The organism is Pseudomonas arabinosi (assembly GCF_047758675.1).
In the GTDB taxonomy this organism is placed as follows: domain Bacteria; phylum Pseudomonadota; class Gammaproteobacteria; order Pseudomonadales; family Pseudomonadaceae; genus Aquipseudomonas; species Aquipseudomonas arabinosi.
The window spans coordinates 797,035-811,622 of record NZ_CP180480.1 but is presented as its reverse complement, the minus strand read 5'-3'; the positions used below and the strand labels follow the sequence as shown (position 1 = coordinate 811,622).

General features: G+C 59.1%; 15 protein-coding genes. 8 read left to right on the top strand and 7 right to left on the bottom strand.

Annotated elements, in window-relative coordinates; genetic code table 11:
* Position 1: 1 nt before the first annotated feature.
* Both ACMXYJ_RS03730 and ACMXYJ_RS03725 read right to left on the bottom strand, forming a co-directional pair.
* Positions 2-532: a DUF5943 domain-containing protein gene (locus ACMXYJ_RS03730; RefSeq protein ID WP_008033249.1), complete on the bottom strand. Its 531-nt coding sequence runs from the start codon at positions 530-532 to the stop codon at positions 2-4.
* A 78-nt stretch (positions 533-610) separates the two neighbouring features.
* A complete protein-coding gene (locus ACMXYJ_RS03725) occupies positions 611-1,588 on the bottom strand; it encodes a dipeptidase (RefSeq protein WP_008033250.1) in 978 nt (325 codons plus the stop codon).
* A gap of 236 nt (positions 1,589-1,824) precedes the next feature.
* Here ACMXYJ_RS03725 and ACMXYJ_RS03720 point away from each other — a divergent pair, with 236 nt between their 5' ends.
* Positions 1,825-2,226 carry a lysozyme inhibitor LprI family protein gene (locus tag ACMXYJ_RS03720; RefSeq protein WP_415758821.1) on the top strand — a complete coding sequence of 134 codons (402 nt, stop codon included), beginning with the start codon at positions 1,825-1,827 and terminating at the stop codon, positions 2,224-2,226.
* A 4-nt stretch (positions 2,227-2,230) separates the two neighbouring features.
* On the opposite strand, the gene ACMXYJ_RS03715 is transcribed toward ACMXYJ_RS03720, so the two are convergent.
* Positions 2,231-3,469: a type II toxin-antitoxin system HipA family toxin gene (locus tag ACMXYJ_RS03715; RefSeq protein ID WP_415758820.1), complete on the bottom strand. Its 1,239-nt coding sequence runs from the start codon at positions 3,467-3,469 to the stop codon at positions 2,231-2,233.
* Complete coding sequence (locus ACMXYJ_RS03710) at positions 3,466-3,762, bottom strand: helix-turn-helix domain-containing protein (RefSeq protein ID WP_415758819.1); 297 nt, start codon at positions 3,760-3,762, stop codon at positions 3,466-3,468. The genes ACMXYJ_RS03715 and ACMXYJ_RS03710 overlap by 4 nt, the downstream gene beginning before the upstream one ends.
* Before the next feature lie 218 nt (positions 3,763-3,980).
* On the opposite strand from ACMXYJ_RS03710, the gene ACMXYJ_RS03705 reads away from it, so the two are divergent.
* Positions 3,981-4,397 carry a DUF3010 family protein gene (locus ACMXYJ_RS03705; RefSeq protein ID WP_415758818.1) on the top strand — a complete coding sequence of 139 codons (417 nt, stop codon included), beginning with the start codon at positions 3,981-3,983 and terminating at the stop codon, positions 4,395-4,397.
* A 119-nt stretch (positions 4,398-4,516) separates the two neighbouring features.
* On the opposite strand, the gene ACMXYJ_RS03700 is transcribed toward ACMXYJ_RS03705, so the two are convergent.
* Entirely contained in the window at positions 4,517-5,476 is a 960-nt protein-coding gene (locus ACMXYJ_RS03700; RefSeq protein ID WP_415758817.1) for a GlxA family transcriptional regulator, read from the bottom strand.
* Between the two features lie 208 nt (positions 5,477-5,684).
* Here ACMXYJ_RS03700 and choX point away from each other — a divergent pair, with 208 nt between their 5' ends.
* The 6 genes from choX to ACMXYJ_RS03670 all read left to right on the top strand — a co-directional run bounded on the left by choX (position 5,685) and on the right by ACMXYJ_RS03670 (position 11,132).
* Entirely contained in the window at positions 5,685-6,629 is a 945-nt protein-coding gene (choX, locus tag ACMXYJ_RS03695) for a choline ABC transporter substrate-binding protein (RefSeq protein ID WP_309676000.1), read from the top strand.
* Positions 6,630-6,703: 74 nt separating this feature from the next.
* Positions 6,704-7,591, top strand: coding sequence for a 3-keto-5-aminohexanoate cleavage protein (locus tag ACMXYJ_RS03690; protein WP_415758816.1), 888 nt, complete (start codon positions 6,704-6,706; stop codon positions 7,589-7,591).
* Between the two features lie 129 nt (positions 7,592-7,720).
* Positions 7,721-8,686 (top strand): L-carnitine dehydrogenase, encoded by a 966-nt coding sequence (locus ACMXYJ_RS03685; protein WP_415758815.1) that lies wholly within the window; start codon positions 7,721-7,723, stop codon positions 8,684-8,686.
* 144 nt (positions 8,687-8,830) lie between these two features.
* Positions 8,831-9,307: a thioesterase family protein gene (locus ACMXYJ_RS03680; protein ID WP_415758814.1), complete on the top strand. Its 477-nt coding sequence runs from the start codon at positions 8,831-8,833 to the stop codon at positions 9,305-9,307.
* A 14-nt stretch (positions 9,308-9,321) separates the two neighbouring features.
* The gene (locus tag ACMXYJ_RS03675) at positions 9,322-10,485 is read left to right on the top strand and encodes a gamma-butyrobetaine dioxygenase (protein ID WP_415758813.1); all 1,164 of its coding nucleotides are present in this window, start codon (positions 9,322-9,324) and stop codon (positions 10,483-10,485) included.
* Positions 10,486-10,868: 383 nt separating this feature from the next.
* The gene (locus ACMXYJ_RS03670) at positions 10,869-11,132 is read left to right on the top strand and encodes a hypothetical protein (RefSeq protein WP_149416450.1); all 264 of its coding nucleotides are present in this window, start codon (positions 10,869-10,871) and stop codon (positions 11,130-11,132) included.
* 86 nt (positions 11,133-11,218) lie between these two features.
* Here ACMXYJ_RS03670 and ACMXYJ_RS03665 read toward each other — a convergent pair whose 3' ends face one another.
* Both ACMXYJ_RS03665 and ACMXYJ_RS03660 read right to left on the bottom strand, forming a co-directional pair.
* Positions 11,219-12,322: a GlxA family transcriptional regulator gene (locus tag ACMXYJ_RS03665; protein ID WP_415758812.1), complete on the bottom strand. Its 1,104-nt coding sequence runs from the start codon at positions 12,320-12,322 to the stop codon at positions 11,219-11,221.
* 546 nt (positions 12,323-12,868) lie between these two features.
* Positions 12,869-14,245, bottom strand: a complete 1,377-nt coding sequence (locus tag ACMXYJ_RS03660) for an L-serine ammonia-lyase (protein ID WP_415758811.1) — start codon at positions 14,243-14,245, stop codon at positions 12,869-12,871.
* Positions 14,246-14,588: the final 343 nt, after the last annotated feature.

Below are 14,588 nucleotides of genomic sequence, written 5' to 3'. Positions count from 1 at the left end.
CTTACAACGGCTTGACGGTGAACAGGCCGTCGTCGTGGCCTTCTTCGGAGCCACCGTAAACCTGTTCGGCAACGGTGCGGATCTTGCTGCCACGGGCTTGCAGAATCTGGTCCATGGCACCGGCAAACCAGCCAGTGAACATGTAGTCGACCTTGCGCCCGACCTTGCCGTACACGTAGACGAACGCCGAGTGTTCGAGCTTGACGCTGGCAGTGCCTTTGTCGAGGTCGATGTCCTGGATCTTGAACAGGCCCCAGCCGCGCTGCGACAGGCGCTTCATGTAGTGCTCGAACACCGCAACGCCTTCCAGGCCGTGGCATTCAGCTTCTTTTTCACACCAGTGCCAGGCGGACTTGTAGCCGGCCTTGTAGAGGATTTCGGCGTAGGCGTCGGCGCCCAGCACTTCCTCGATGCCCATGTGGTTATTCACGAAGAAGTGACGCGGTACGTACAGCATTGGCAGGGCGTCGGAGGTCCAGACACCGGTTTCGCTGTCGACTTCGATTGGCAATTGCGGGGCGATCTTGGCCATGGAAACTTAACTCCAGAAAAATTTTGGTGTTGCCCCCGGCACGGACGGCCGGGGGAAAGGATTCAGAGGTGCTGTGGCTTACTCGCCCCAGACGTCCTTCAAGACGTTGACCCAGTTCTCGCCCATGATCTTGCGGACCACGCGCTCGGAATGGCCGCGCTTGAGCAGGGTTTCGGTCAGGTTCGGGAACTCGCCGACGGTGCGGATGCCCAGCGGGTTGATGATCTTGCCGAAGCTGGTCAGGCGGCGGGCGTAGCCCTTGTCGTGGGTCAGGTATTCGAAGAAATCCTGGCCATGGCCCTGGGTGAAGTCGGTGCCGATACCGATGGCGTCTTCGCCGACGATATTCATGGTGTATTCGATGGCTTCGGCGTAATCGTCGATGGTCGAATCGATGCCCTTGGCCAGGAATGGCGCAAACATGGTCACGCCGACGAAACCGCCGTGATCGGCGATGAACTTCAGTTCTTCATCGGATTTGTTGCGCGGGTGAATTTTCAGACCCGACGGCAGGCAATGGGAGTAGCAGACCGGCTTCTTGGATTCGAGGATGACTTCTTCGGAGGTTTTCGAACCTACGTGAGACAGGTCGCACATGACGCCGACGCGGTTCATCTCGGCGACGATTTCGCGACCGAAACCCGACAGGCCGCCATCACGTTCGTAGCAACCGGTACCGACCAGGTTCTGGGTGTTGTAGCACATCTGCACGATACCGACGCCCAGCTGCTTGAAGACCTCGACGTAACCGATCTGGTCCTCAAAGGCGTGAGCATTCTGGAAGCCGAAGAGGATGCCGGTCTTGCCCTGCTCCTTGGCCTTGCGGATATCGGCGGTGGTGCGCACTGGAATCACCAGGTCGCTGTTTTCGCGGATCAGCTTCTGGCTGGCGGCGATATTGTTGACGGTGGCCTGAAAGCCCTCCCACACCGACACGGTGCAGTTGGCCGCGGTCAGACCGCCCTTGCGCATGTCTTCGAACAGCTCACGGTTCCACTTGGCAATAATCAGACCGTCGATAACGATGCTGTCGGCGTGCAATTCGGCTGGGCTCATCAGGCTGTCCCCTATTAGCGATTCATGCGCCGAATCGTGTGCCGGCGCTTTGGGGCCAGCATATGCCTGAGGGAGGGGGCAGCCGGGTGCAAAAACGACAGGGGGTTTGCCGAAAGCGTCAATCCGCGACAAAGGGTCGTCGCCGAACGTCATGGGCCACCTGTTCAAGGGCCTGCGCATGGGCCAGAATTCGCGCCATTACTGGATGCTTTACTGGAATAAGGGGCGGCGGCGCAATGAAATCGATCTTCCTGGCTTTGGCACTGATAGCGACCGGCGTACACGCGGCTGAAGAGGCCGACGACAACCCCTGCGACAAAGTCGAAAACGAAGTCCAGACCCTGGAATGCTCGACCTACAGCAGAACCACCGCCGAAGACCTGCTGAAAGACAACTACCAAAGCCTGACCGAGCGCATGCAAACGCTCTACGGCAAGAACCCGGCGCAACTGACCGACATCACCGCCAAACTCAAAGCCGCTCAACAGCAGTGGCTGAAGACCCGGGATGCGGATTGCGCGGTTGAAGCGTTTCCGGCGACGAGCGGTAGCAAGGCATTCACGATTGCGCAGAATGATTGCGTGGCGCGGATGAGTGATGAGCGGTCGGAGTTTTTGGAGTCGATTGGGCAGGAGTGAGGCGTCAGAGCGCCTGCCACACTGACTCAAGAGCGGTCAGCATTTTTTTGCTCGCCGCTTTATCGATCTCCAGATCGTCGCAACAGATAACCCACCCGGAAAAAGCATCCAGCGTCTGTTCGATGTAGCGTTCGGGGTCAAGGAAACTGAACGGTTTGCACACGTCAATGAGTGCCTTGCGTGTGGGTTTGCCTCTTCCCGCGAAGGCTGTGGTGTGCTCGTTGCCGCGCCCTGCGGTGCTGGAAAAGGTCAGATCGTAAGCCGGAGCCATTTTCCAGCCGTCCTGGCCGCCAAAAAACGAGAAGTTCTTCGCGTGATCGTCGTGGTTATGAGCGAGAGCGTTGAAGACCATCAATCGAGCCATTTTCTCGACCTCGGTCGCATCCTTGGTCATTGTCCAGGTCGCTCGCAGCAAATCACTGTAATCGAGGCTTGGCGCACGAAAGTCAGCATATAGAATCGCCGCAGCGGTAAGCATGTGGCGCTTGGAACCTGCTTCTCGATCGAAACGTTTCGTGGCGAAGAATTGCTCGACCCCCTTGGTGGTTTCTACCTGAAAAAGCTTCGACTCAGAAATTTCGACCCCTGCCCGATGGGACATCAGAGCATAAGCCTGCTCAATAGCGCCGCTATCACGATGCTCTTCTTCGCAGCGAAACTTGATCAACCAGTGCTCATAACCTTTGGGCATTTCACCGAATGACGAAACTGCGCGGCATTTGTCCGGCGACAGACCAATCACTGCTTTGGGCCGAGCACCACCTGGGGACCCTCCCGCCAGGCGCAGGGATGTGATGACCTCATCAGCACTGCCTGAAAGTATCGTTTGTGATGCCTCATAGAGCGCGGCCAAATCAAGGTCTTCGTCGGCGTCAACGGTCTCGAACATCGGCACATACTCGAGCGCCCCCATGCTTCGGTTGCCCATATAGGCCAGACGATCCAGCGGGCCGATTGCGTGGCGCTCGACTCCCAACCGACTTCGGAAAAATCGATCCATGAGCAACAACCCCCAGCCATCGGGCAACGAATCGCTGAAAGCGCCGTGCAGGCCATCAAACAGCAACGAGTCGGCAGCCTTCTGGGGGGTGATAGAGAAATCCATGTGCAACGGAGCGAGGTTGAATCCTTTCGCCAGCCACCCGGGATCATAGGAAAAAAACAGGCCTTGACGAGGAATCGCAACCAATTCGCCGACCCTTGATTCCTGAAGCATGACGCTGAGTGCCTTAACGGATTTCATTGTCGGCCACGAGCCCTTTCGTAGTTTTTCAGTTGTTCGAGTGTCAGCGATTGAGCCGAGGCGAACAAATTCGTCAGTGGTTCTTCTGCCCCGAGGCAGATCGCGATGAGTAACAATCCATCCAGAGAGATTTTGCCGGTGGTTTCAAAGCGCTTGATATTCGACTCGGGGACGCCTGACTTTTGCGCGAGCGTGCGCCGCGAAAGGTTTTTGCTGAGCCTCAGACGCTTGGCGTTCCCGGCTATCTGTAAAGCGACCTCTCCGGGGGAGTAGAGGATATGGGTAAGGGCCATGAGTCGACCTCAAAAGGAATGTGAGCAAGTGTAGCAGCGCTATAGTTTAATTAATTTAATAGGCTACATTTTACCTTTTAACTCTTAAATTCATTATTAACAGATAATATTTAGACCTTTATGTGCACGAGTTAAATGCCACTTGGACATATCGTGTACAAGCTACGTTTAGGCCTTGCGCTATAAGCTGCACATCATTCACTGGGAAAGAGACTCAAATGAAAATCTGCGGCATCGAAATCAAAGGCAGCGAAGCGATCATCGCCGTGGCCTCCCTCGACGATCAGGTGCTGAGCCACGTCGCTCTAGCCACCAAGAAAATCGCCCTCGACGATGACGACGAAGCCGCGAACGTCAAAGTCTTTGCCGCTCAGGTGGCGTCGTTTGTGCGCGAGAACTCCATCGACAGGATTGCGATCAAGAAGCGCAGCAAGAAAGGCGAGTTCGCCGGTGGGCCGACCACGTTCAAGATCGAGGGTGTTTTCCAGCTGTTGGAAAATTGCGAAGTGACGCTGCTGTCGCCACAGACGATTAATGCGCAGAACAAGAAGTTCGACTTTGCACTGCCGGGCACGCTGAACAAGTATCAGCATGAAGCCTATAAAGCAGCCTGCTCGGCCTTAATGAAGAAGTAACGTCCAAAGCAGATCAAAACTGTGGGAGCGAGCCTGCTCGCGATAGCGGTGGATCAGTCGACATCAACTTGTATGACAGACCGCCATCGCGAGCAGGCTCACTCCTACAGGGCCTGTGATCAAACCAGCTCCCGCCCATCCCCCAACCGTCGGCGATCTTCGCGCGGACACCGCGCAAATCGAGCCCGATAGCTGCGGGTGAAATACGACGGCGATTCAAACCCGCAAGCAATGCTTACCTCCAGCACGCTCATATCGGTCTGGCGTAGCAACTGGCGCGCCTTCTCCAACCTCAACCGCAGGTAGAAATTGCTCGGCGTGTCGTTCAAGTGCAGGCGAAACAATCGCTCCAGTTGCCGCCGGGTCACCTTGATCGATTCCGCCAGTTCCAGCGTGCTCAGCGGCGGTTCGCTGTGCTGTTCCATCTCCCCAATCACATGCACCAGTTTCTTGTTGCTGATGCCATAACGCGTGGCGACTTCCATACGCTGGTGGTCTTTGCGCGGGCGGATGCGGCCGAGTACGAATTGTTCGCTGACCTGGATCGCCAGTTCCGGGCCGTGGGCCTGGCTGATGAGGTCGAGCATCAGGTCGATGGAAGCGGTGCCGCCGGCGGAGGTAATGCGTCGGCGGTCGATCTCGAACAGCTCCTGGGTGACGCTGAGCTGTGGATAGGACTCCTTGAAGGCGTCGATGGCTTCCCAGTGCAGGGTCAAACGATGGCCGTCGAGCAGGCCGGCTTCGGCGAGGACGAAACTGCCGGTGTCGATGGCGCCGAGGGTCACGCCTTCGTTGTCCAGGCGGCGCAGCCAGTGTTCCAGCGCCGGGGTGGCGAACTTCAGCGGCTCGAAACCGGCGACCACCAGCAAGGTTGCGCCTTTCTTCAGCGGTTCCAGCGCCGCATCGGCGTTGACCGACATGCCGTTGCTGGCCAATACCGCCCCGCCGTCCGCGCTGAGCACATGCCAGCGGTAAAGCTCGCCACGAAAGCGATTGGCGACCCGCAGCGGCTCGATGGCCGAGATGAAACCGATGGCCGAGAAACCCGGCATCAACATGAAGTAGAAATCCTGGGACATGGAGCGCACTCGACTGGCAGGTAACGAGAGGGCGGGTAGCGTGTGGACGTTGATACGCCACTTGCCGGCGGCATTCAAGAGCGCAGGTCGCTGCAGTGCAAGAGCTGGTCGCCGCAGTGCGCTTTAGCGGGCCCTAAGCTGCGTAACTTGGCATCACCGGCGCACAAAGATGCCGGAACCCACAATAACGTCTGCCGAGGAACCTGAGATGAAACGACTGATCAGCAGCTGTGTTCTTGCACTCAGCGGTACCGCTTTCCTGAGCGCCAGCGTCATGGCGGCCGAACCTGCTTCATGCCAGAACGTGCGCATGGGCGTCGTGAACTGGACCGACGTGATCGCCACCAGTGCCATGACCCAAGTCCTGCTCGATGGCCTCGGCTACAACACCAAACAAACCAGCGCGTCCCAGCAAATTATCTTCGCCGGGATCCGCGACCAGCGCCTGGACTTGTTCCTGGGCTACTGGAACCCGTTGATGACCCAGACCATCACCCCGTTCGTCGCGGCCAATCAGGTCAAGGTGCTTGAGGCGCCAAGCCTGAAAGATGCCCGCGCCACACTCGCGGTACCGACTTACCTCGCCGACAAGGGCCTGAAAACCTTTGCCGACATCGCCAAGTTTGAAAAGGAACTGGGCGGCAAAATCTACGGCATCGAGCCAGGTTCGGGCGCCAACACCCAGATCAAGGCGATGATCGCCAAGAACCAGTTTGGCCTCGGCAAGTTCCAGTTGGTCGAGTCCAGTGAGGCCGGCATGCTCGCGGCGGTGGATCGCGCCGTGCGACGCAAAGAGGCCGTGGTGTTCTTCGGCTGGGCGCCGCATCCGATGAACGTCAACGTGCAAATGACTTACCTCACCGGCAGCGAAGACGCTCTGGGCCCGAACGAAGGCATGGCCACGGTCTGGACCGTCACCGCACCGAAATACGCCGAACAATGCCCGAACATCGGTCGTTTGCTCAGTAATCTGACCTACACCGCCGAAGACGAGAGCCGGATGATGCAGCCGCTGCTGGATCACAAGGACGCCTTCGAGTCGGCCAAGCAATGGCTGAAAGATCACCCGCAAGACAAGCAACGCTGGCTCGAAGGCGTGACCACCTTCGATGGCAAGCCAGCCGCTGAAAACCTGCAACTGACCACCAAATAAACCCGATTGAACCACCGACTCGCAGCCCGACCGGGCTGCGAACGGAATCATCACGCCTGCAAGGAACCCGCCTCATGAACCACGACGTCATCATCACCTGCGCACTCACCGGTGCTGGCGACACGACCAGCAAAAGCCCACACGTGCCGGTCACCCCGAAACAAATCGCCGCGGCCGCCGTGGAAGCCGCCAAGGCCGGCGCCACGGTCGTTCACTGCCACGTTCGTAACCCCGAAACCGGCAAATTCAGCCGTGATGTCGAGCTGTATCGCGAAGTGATGGAGCGCATCCGCGAGGCGGACGTCGACATCATCGTCAACCTCACCGCCGGCATGGGCGGCGACCTGGAAATCGGCGCCGGCGAGAACCCGATGGCGTTCGGCCCGAACACCGACCTGGTCGGCCCACTGACCCGTCTGGCCCACGTTGAAGCACTGCTGCCGGAAATCTGCACCCTCGATTGCGGCACCCTGAACTTCGGCGACGGCGACACCATCTACGTGTCCACCCCGGCCCAGCTACGCGCTGGCGCCAAACGCATTCAAGAGCTGGGCGTGAAGGCCGAGCTGGAAATTTTCGACACCGGTCACCTGTGGTTCGCCAAGCAGTTGATCAAGGAGGGGTTGCTCGACGACCCGCTGTTCCAGCTCTGCCTGGGCATTCCGTGGGGCGCGCCGGCTGATACCACCACCATGAAAGCCATGGTCGATAACCTGCCTGCCAATGCGGTCTGGGCCGGGTTCGGCATCGGTCGCATGCAAATGCCGATGGCGGCGCAAGCGGTGCTGCTCGGCGGCAACGTGCGGGTCGGTCTGGAAGACAACATCTGGCTGGACAAGGGCGTACTGGCGACCAACGGCCAACTGGTCGAACGCGCCTCGGAAATCCTCAGCCGTCTCGGCGCCCGCGTTCTGACCCCGGCGGAAGGCCGGGCAAAAATGGGCCTGACCAAGCGCGGCTAACCCCACACACAAAACCTGTAGGAGCTGCCGCAGGCTGCGATCTTTTGATGTTGCTTTTAAAACAGAATCAAAGGATCGCAGCCTTCGGCAGCTCCTACAGGGATCACCAAAATTCTTTAGGACGTCGCCATGAGCTTTATCACCGAAATCAAAACCTTCGCAGCCTTGGGCAGCGGTGTCATCGGCAGCGGTTGGGTGTCCCGCGCCCTCGCCCACGGCCTCGACGTGGTGGCCTGGGACCCGGCGCCCGGTGCCGAAGCCGCGCTGCGCAAACGCGTCGCCAATGCCTGGGGCGCGTTGGAGAAACAGGGCCTGGCGCCGGGTGCATCGCAGGAGCGGCTGCGCTTTGTCGCCACCATTGAAGAATGCGTTCGCGATGCGGATTTCATTCAGGAAAGCGCCCCTGAGCGTCTGGACCTGAAACTGGAACTACACGCCAAAATAAGCGCGGCAGCCAAGCCCAATGCCTTGATCGGCTCCAGTACTTCCGGCCTGTTGCCGAGCGAGTTCTACGAGAGTTCGACGCACCCGGAACGCTGCGTGGTCGGCCACCCGTTCAACCCGGTTTATCTGCTGCCGCTGGTGGAAGTGGTTGGTGGCAAAAACACCGCGCCGGAAGCTGTTCAAGCGGCAATGAAAGTCTATGAATCCTTGGGCATGCGTCCGCTGCATGTGCGCAAGGAAGTACCCGGTTTTATCGCCGACCGCTTGCTCGAAGCGCTGTGGCGTGAGGCGCTGCACCTGGTCAACGACGGTGTGGCGACCACCGGTGAAATCGATGATGCGATCCGCTTTGGTGCGGGTCTGCGCTGGTCGTTCATGGGTACTTTCCTGACGTACACCCTGGCGGGTGGCGATGCGGGCATGCGGCACTTCATGGCGCAATTCGGGCCGGCGTTGCAGTTGCCGTGGACGTATCTGCCGGCACCGGAGCTGACCGACAAGTTGATCGATGATGTGGTGGATGGCACCAGCGATCAGCTGGGCACGCACAGCATTTCGGCGCTGGAGCGCTATCGTGATGATTGCTTGCTGGCAGTGCTGGAAGCGGTGAAGACCACCAAAGAGAAGCATGGGATGGCCTTCAGCGAGTAAACCTCCCCTCTGATCGTTCCCACGCTCTGCGTGGGAATGCCTCAATGGACGCTCTGCGTCAGCTCTTGGGACGCGGAGCGTCCCGGGCTGCATTCCCACGCGGAGCGTGGGAACGATCATCCCCGATCATGCCTGGAGAGAATCATGCCCCCCCTCACCACCTACCAAACCAAAATCATCCCCGACTGGGTCGACTACAACGGCCACCTGCGCGACGCCTTCTACCTGCTCATCTTCAGCTACGCCACCGACGCGCTGATGGATCGGCTGGGCATGGACAGCAACAACCGCGAAGCCAGCGGCAACTCACTGTTCACCCTCGAACTGCACCTCAATTACCTGCACGAAGTGAAGCTCGACGCCGACGTCGAAGTGCACACCCAAATCATCGGCCACGACAGCAAACGCCTGCACCTCTATCACAGCCTGCATTTGGCAGGCGATGACAAGGAGCTGGCGGGTAACGAGCAAATGCTGCTGCACGTTGACCTCGCCGGGCCGCGCTCCGCACCGTTTAGCGAAGACACTTTGAGCAAGCTGCAAGCCATCGTCGCCGAGCAAACCGACCTGCCCGCCCCCGCCTACATCGGCCGAGTGATCGCATTACCCCCTAAAAAATAACAAGGAGATCGCCATTGAACACCGCCGCCGCTTTTGCCGACTTCCGTACCTACCCGTTGATCAGCGCGTTGACCGCCGTACACACCCTGGCGGATCGAATTCAAGTGAAATGGGCTGATGACCGTGTCAGCCCGTTTCATCATCAGTGGCTGCGGGACAACTGCCCGTGCCCGCTGTGCGTCTACACCGTGACCCGCGAGCAAGTGCTGGAAATCGTCGACGTCGCCGAAAACCTGAAGCCCTCGTACGTCAGCATTGATGCCGAAGGCTGCCTGCGTGTCGATTGGCAGGACGGCCATCTCAGCCGCTTCGATCCTGGCTGGTTACGGGCCCACGCCTACGACGATGAGTCCCGCGCCGAACGCCGGGCTGCCAAGCCCAAAAGCCAGCTCTGGAACAGCGACCTGACGCTGCCGGTGTTCGACTATCAGGCGTTGATGAACGACAACGATGCCTTGCTGCAATGGCTGCTGGCCGTGCGCGACATCGGCCTGACCCAGGTCCGCGGTGTGCCCACCGAGCCGGGCTCGCTGAAGTTGATTGCCCAGCGGATTTCCTTCATCCGCGAGAGCAATTTTGGCGTGCTGTTCAACGTGCAATCCAAGGCCGATGCCGACAGCAATGCCTACACCGCTTTCAACCTGCCGCTGCACAGCGACCTGCCGACCCGGGAGTTGCAACCGGGGCTGCAGTTTCTGCATTGCCTGGTGAATGACGCCGAAGGTGGCGAGAGTATTTTCGTCGACGGTTTTGCCATTGCCGAAGCCTTGCGCGATGAAGATCCCGAGGCGTTCAAAAGCCTTTGCGAAATACCTGTGGAGTTCCGCAACAAAGACCGCCACAGCGACTACCGCCGTCTCGCGCCGATCATCGCGCTGGATGCCTTTGGGCTGGTTTCGGAAATTCGCATGGCGAATTTTCTACGCGGTCCATTCGATGCGTCGGTCGAGCAGATGCCCGCTCTCTATCACGCCTACCGCCGCTTTATTGCGATGACCCGGGAAACGCGATTCCGGGTGATGACGCGGTTAAATCCCGGTGAAATGTGGTGTTTCGACAATCGCCGCACCCTACATGCGCGCAATGCGTTTGATCCCGCCACCGGCGCCCGGCATTTTCAGGGTTGCTATGTCGACCGTGATGAATTGTTGTCGCGGATATTGGTGCTGCAACGCTAGACCGCGTCATCGTTCATCGTCGGAACGCCGCCCGGAGCAAGCTCGCTCCCACAGGGTTATGCGATCCCATGTGGGAGCGAGCTCGCTCGCGATGGCGCCAGTCCATACACCTCATATCTCCCTGATTCACAGGCAAAAAAACCCCGATCAAGCCGTGACAGGATCGGGGCAGAGGTGGGTACTGTTGAGGAGCCGTTGCGCGAGGGTGACCAAACCTTCGTGAAGCCAGCTGACTCCAGTGTGCCCACTCCTATCCGCAGCAAGTTAGCCGAAAACGACCTGTTCATAGGTATTGCGGCCATTGCGACAAATCGTCCTTGCCGCCACTCCGTACCCCTACGAGAATCGATCCACGACACCGTTCCCTGAAGAAGGATTGCGTCATGATGTACGCCGATTTGATTGACCAGGAAGACCTGTTGGGCCAGCTCAAGGCGTTGGGATTCGCAGTGCCCCCTGGTGCAACCGCTGAGCAAGCCTGCGAATGCGCGGTACGGGGTTTAAACAACGAACGGGCAACGGAACTGCGCACGATGGTCAAGCAGATGTACACCAGCAGCGCGACCATTCTGCCGGCCGTGCGCCAGGCCATCGACAGGCAATTGCTGCCCGCGTTGGCGGAGTATCAGCAGAGCCGTAGCGCCTGATAGAACCCATCGCGAGCAAGCTCGCTCCCACAGGGAATCGCATATCCCTGTGGGAGCGAGCTTGCTCGCGATGAAAGCGCCTCGGTTTAGAGCCTTACGCTGGCAAACGTCGACTCGTTACGCGCCTGACTCAACGCCGACAACGGCCCGGACAACGGCGACAGCACCAGTGCTTGCGGCAGCGGCATCATCGCCACTTGTTGCGTGGTGTTGGAACCTACGCGCTCGTCACGCGGCGGAATGCCGAAGTATTCGCGGTAGCACTTGGAGAAGTGCGGCGTAGACACGAATCCACACACCGACGCCACTTCGATGATCGACATCGGCGTTTGCTTGAGCAGCTGCCGGGCGCGGATCAAGCGCAGCTTCAGGTAATAACGCGACGGCGAGCAGTGCAGGTATTTCTGGAACAACCGCTCCAGCTGACGACGCGACACGGCGACATAAACCGCCAGTTCGTCGAGGTCGATCGGCTCTTCCAGGTTGGCCTCCATCAGCGCGACGATTTCCTGCAACTTCGGCTGGTTGGTGCCGAGCATGTGCTTGAGCGGCACACGCTGGTGATCCTGCTCGTTGCGAATACGCTCGTAGACAAACATCTCCGAAATCGCGGCGGACAGTTCACGGCCGTGATCGCGGCTGATCAGGTGCAGCATCATGTCCAGCGGCGCGGTGCCACCGGAGCTGGTGAAACGGTTACGGTCGAGGGTGAACAGACGGGTACTCATGGCCACACGCGGGAAAGCTTCCTGCATCGAGGCCAGGCATTCCCAGTGCACGCTGCAATCGAAACCATCCAGCAGGCCGGCGCACGCCAGGGCCCAGCTGCCGGTGCAGACCGCACCGAGACGGCGCGACTGACGCGCCTGGCTTTGCAGCCATGAAACGTGTTCACGGGTAACAGTGCGCTGGATACCGATACCGCCACAGACAATGATGGTGTCCATGGCGGGTGCTTTGTGCATGGAACAGTCGGGAGTGATCTGCAGGCCATCACTGGCCCAGACCTGACCGCCATCGACTGTAATCGTGGTCCAGCGATACAGCTCACGACCGGACAACTGGTTGGCCATGCGCAGGGGTTCTACTGCGGAGGCCAAAGAAATAAGCGTGAAATTGTCCAGCAGCAGAAAGCCGATGGATTGAGGCGCACGGTTCTGGGGTTGGGCCCCGGAGTTGAACGTCGTCATCGCGGTATCTCCTCACACAAAGCGGGTGATGGCCTCAGGCGGAGGCTCTTGTTATTGCCATCGTTCTCGCGTGGGAGACGGGCTTTGTAATGACAGAGCAAATGCCATGCCTAAAGTTGAATGGCTGTTCAATAACTCCTGAAAACGACGTCGCGCCGTGTCTATGTAAGCCGCGTCACGAGTGGGGGTTATAAGTGCCATTATCGGCGGTAGGCGCTCTGCCCCGTTGGGCGTGAGCAAATCGGTAGCACTTGTGGGAACAGGGCTACAGCGACCTGAGGGAGAGTGTCACCGCAAGCACAGGTGACAGGCGGTAATGGCCAACTTGGATCCCGGATCTCGGGTAAGTCGCTTATCTGTAAGCGACGCTCCAAAACGTGGCGCATTTTGAATCGGGTGTTCACTTAGTGCGCAGTTTTGACTGGTCTGACGCCTTCGCGAGCAAGCCCGCTCCCACATTTGATCCGCGTCGTGCACAAATCCAGTGTGGGAGCGGGCTTGCTCCGGGCGGCGATCCGACGAAGCAGACAACTCGGTCTTACTGAATCAGCACTCCACCGCGCTTACCGCCAATCCACCCCGCGATGTCTCTTTATATTTGTCATGCATGTCCGCGCCGGTATCACGCATCGTGCGGATCACCCGATCCAGCGAGATAAAGTGCTGACCGTCGCCACGCAGCGCCATCTGCGCCGCGTTGATCGCCTTCACCGCGGCAATCGCATTGCGCTCGATGCACGGCACTTGCACCAACCCGCCCACCGGGTCGCAGGTCAGGCCGAGGTTGTGTTCCAGACCGATTTCCGCCGCGTTACACAGCTGCTCCGGTGTCGCACCCAGAATCTCCGCCAGCCCGGCCGCCGCCATGGCGCAAGCCGAACCGACTTCGCCCTGGCAACCGACTTCGGCACCGGAAATCGAAGCGTTCTTCTTGCACAGAATCCCTACCGCCGCCGCACTGAGGAAATAGTCGACCACGTTGGCGTCGGTCACCACCTCGCTGAACTTCATAAAGTAGTGCAACACCGCCGGAATGATCCCCGCCGCGCCATTAGTCGGCGCCGTCACCATGCGCCCGCCAGCGGCGTTTTCTTCGTTGACCGCCAGGGCGAACAGGTTGACCCACTCCATGGCGCTCAAGGTCGAGCCGATCACGTTGGGCTTGTTCAGTTCTTGAAGGCTGCGATGCAGTTTGGCCGCGCGACGACGCACATTCAGGCCACCGGGCAGAATGCCTTCGTGCTTGAGGCCTTGCTCCACGCAATCCTGCATGGCGCGCCAGAGTGTCATCAGGCCGGCGCGAATTTCCTCTTCGCTGCGCCAGACTTTCTCGTTGGCCATCATCAACTCTGCAACGCGCAAGTTGTGCTGCTTGCAGAGGCTCAGCAGTTCGACGGCGCTGGAGAAGTCGTAAGGCAGCACGGTGCGGTCCAGATCGACCACACCGCTGGAAGCCTGTGCCTCATCGACGACAAAACCGCCGCCGATGGAATAGTAGGTGTCGCGATGCAGCTCGCCGTCATCGCCTTCGACGATCAGCGTCATCGCGTTGGGGTGGAACGGCAGGTTCTCGTCGATCAGGCGCATGTCCCGGGCCCAGATGAACGGGACCGACAAACGACCGTCGAGCAACAGTGTGTGAGTTTCGCGCAGGGTTTCGATGTGGAGACCGATTTGCGACGGATCGATCGCGTCCGGCCACTCGCCCATCAGGCCCATGATCACTGCGTTGTCGCTGCCGTGACCGATGCCGGTGGCCGACAACGAACCATAAAGCTGAACTTCGACGCGCCGTACTTGTTCCAAAAGACCCTGCTCACGCAAACCTTGCACGAACAACGCCGCGGCGCGCATAGGCCCCACGGTGTGCGAACTGGAAGGGCCGATGCCGATTTTGAACAGGTCGAAAACACTGATAGCCATTACTGCCGAACTCCTGGATGTGCCAACTCCAGACGCAAAAGCGCCCAGTGACGGAGCTGCTACGCTCAAGCTGCAATCCGCCGAGATGGCCGCATCATCAGGCTTTTGTCATGTCGTTCGACGTCTCACACCGACGCACTCATGCTCACTAACGCCGCGTGTCTTTTACGTCGCGTTTTCGCCGTTTTTTTGCGGATCAGAGGGGCAAAGAGGGCCGAAAAAATCTGTAAACGACGTCACCGACACTGGATGCGACCATCCCTGTACTGGATACGACGCACCCTGTAGGCGTCAGATTTTCAGTGGTACATGATCGTATCGACTCGATTGCAAGGCGCCGTGG

What these genes read in the sequence shown, in the direction of transcription:
- ACMXYJ_RS03665 (WP_415758812.1), bottom strand. Translation starts at nt 12,322, where the DNA reads ATGACGACGTTCAACTCCGGGGCCCAACCCCAGAACCGTGCGCCTCAA.
- ACMXYJ_RS03705 (WP_415758818.1), top strand. Translation starts at nt 3,981, where the DNA reads ATGAAAATCTGCGGCATCGAAATCAAAGGCAGCGAAGCGATCATCGCC.
- ACMXYJ_RS03660 (WP_415758811.1), bottom strand. Translation starts at nt 14,245, where the DNA reads ATGGCTATCAGTGTTTTCGACCTGTTCAAAATCGGCATCGGCCCTTCC.
- ACMXYJ_RS03715 (WP_415758820.1), bottom strand. Translation starts at nt 3,469, where the DNA reads ATGAAATCCGTTAAGGCACTCAGCGTCATGCTTCAGGAATCAAGGGTC.
- ACMXYJ_RS03680 (WP_415758814.1), top strand. Translation starts at nt 8,831, where the DNA reads ATGCCCCCCCTCACCACCTACCAAACCAAAATCATCCCCGACTGGGTC.
- choX (WP_309676000.1), top strand. Translation starts at nt 5,685, where the DNA reads ATGAAACGACTGATCAGCAGCTGTGTTCTTGCACTCAGCGGTACCGCT.
- ACMXYJ_RS03685 (WP_415758815.1), top strand. Translation starts at nt 7,721, where the DNA reads ATGAGCTTTATCACCGAAATCAAAACCTTCGCAGCCTTGGGCAGCGGT.
- ACMXYJ_RS03690 (WP_415758816.1), top strand. Translation starts at nt 6,704, where the DNA reads ATGAACCACGACGTCATCATCACCTGCGCACTCACCGGTGCTGGCGAC.
- ACMXYJ_RS03720 (WP_415758821.1), top strand. Translation starts at nt 1,825, where the DNA reads ATGAAATCGATCTTCCTGGCTTTGGCACTGATAGCGACCGGCGTACAC.
- ACMXYJ_RS03670 (WP_149416450.1), top strand. Translation starts at nt 10,869, where the DNA reads ATGATGTACGCCGATTTGATTGACCAGGAAGACCTGTTGGGCCAGCTC.
- ACMXYJ_RS03725 (WP_008033250.1), bottom strand. Translation starts at nt 1,588, where the DNA reads ATGAGCCCAGCCGAATTGCACGCCGACAGCATCGTTATCGACGGTCTG.
- ACMXYJ_RS03700 (WP_415758817.1), bottom strand. Translation starts at nt 5,476, where the DNA reads ATGTCCCAGGATTTCTACTTCATGTTGATGCCGGGTTTCTCGGCCATC.
- ACMXYJ_RS03730 (WP_008033249.1), bottom strand. Translation starts at nt 532, where the DNA reads ATGGCCAAGATCGCCCCGCAATTGCCAATCGAAGTCGACAGCGAAACC.
- ACMXYJ_RS03710 (WP_415758819.1), bottom strand. Translation starts at nt 3,762, where the DNA reads ATGGCCCTTACCCATATCCTCTACTCCCCCGGAGAGGTCGCTTTACAG.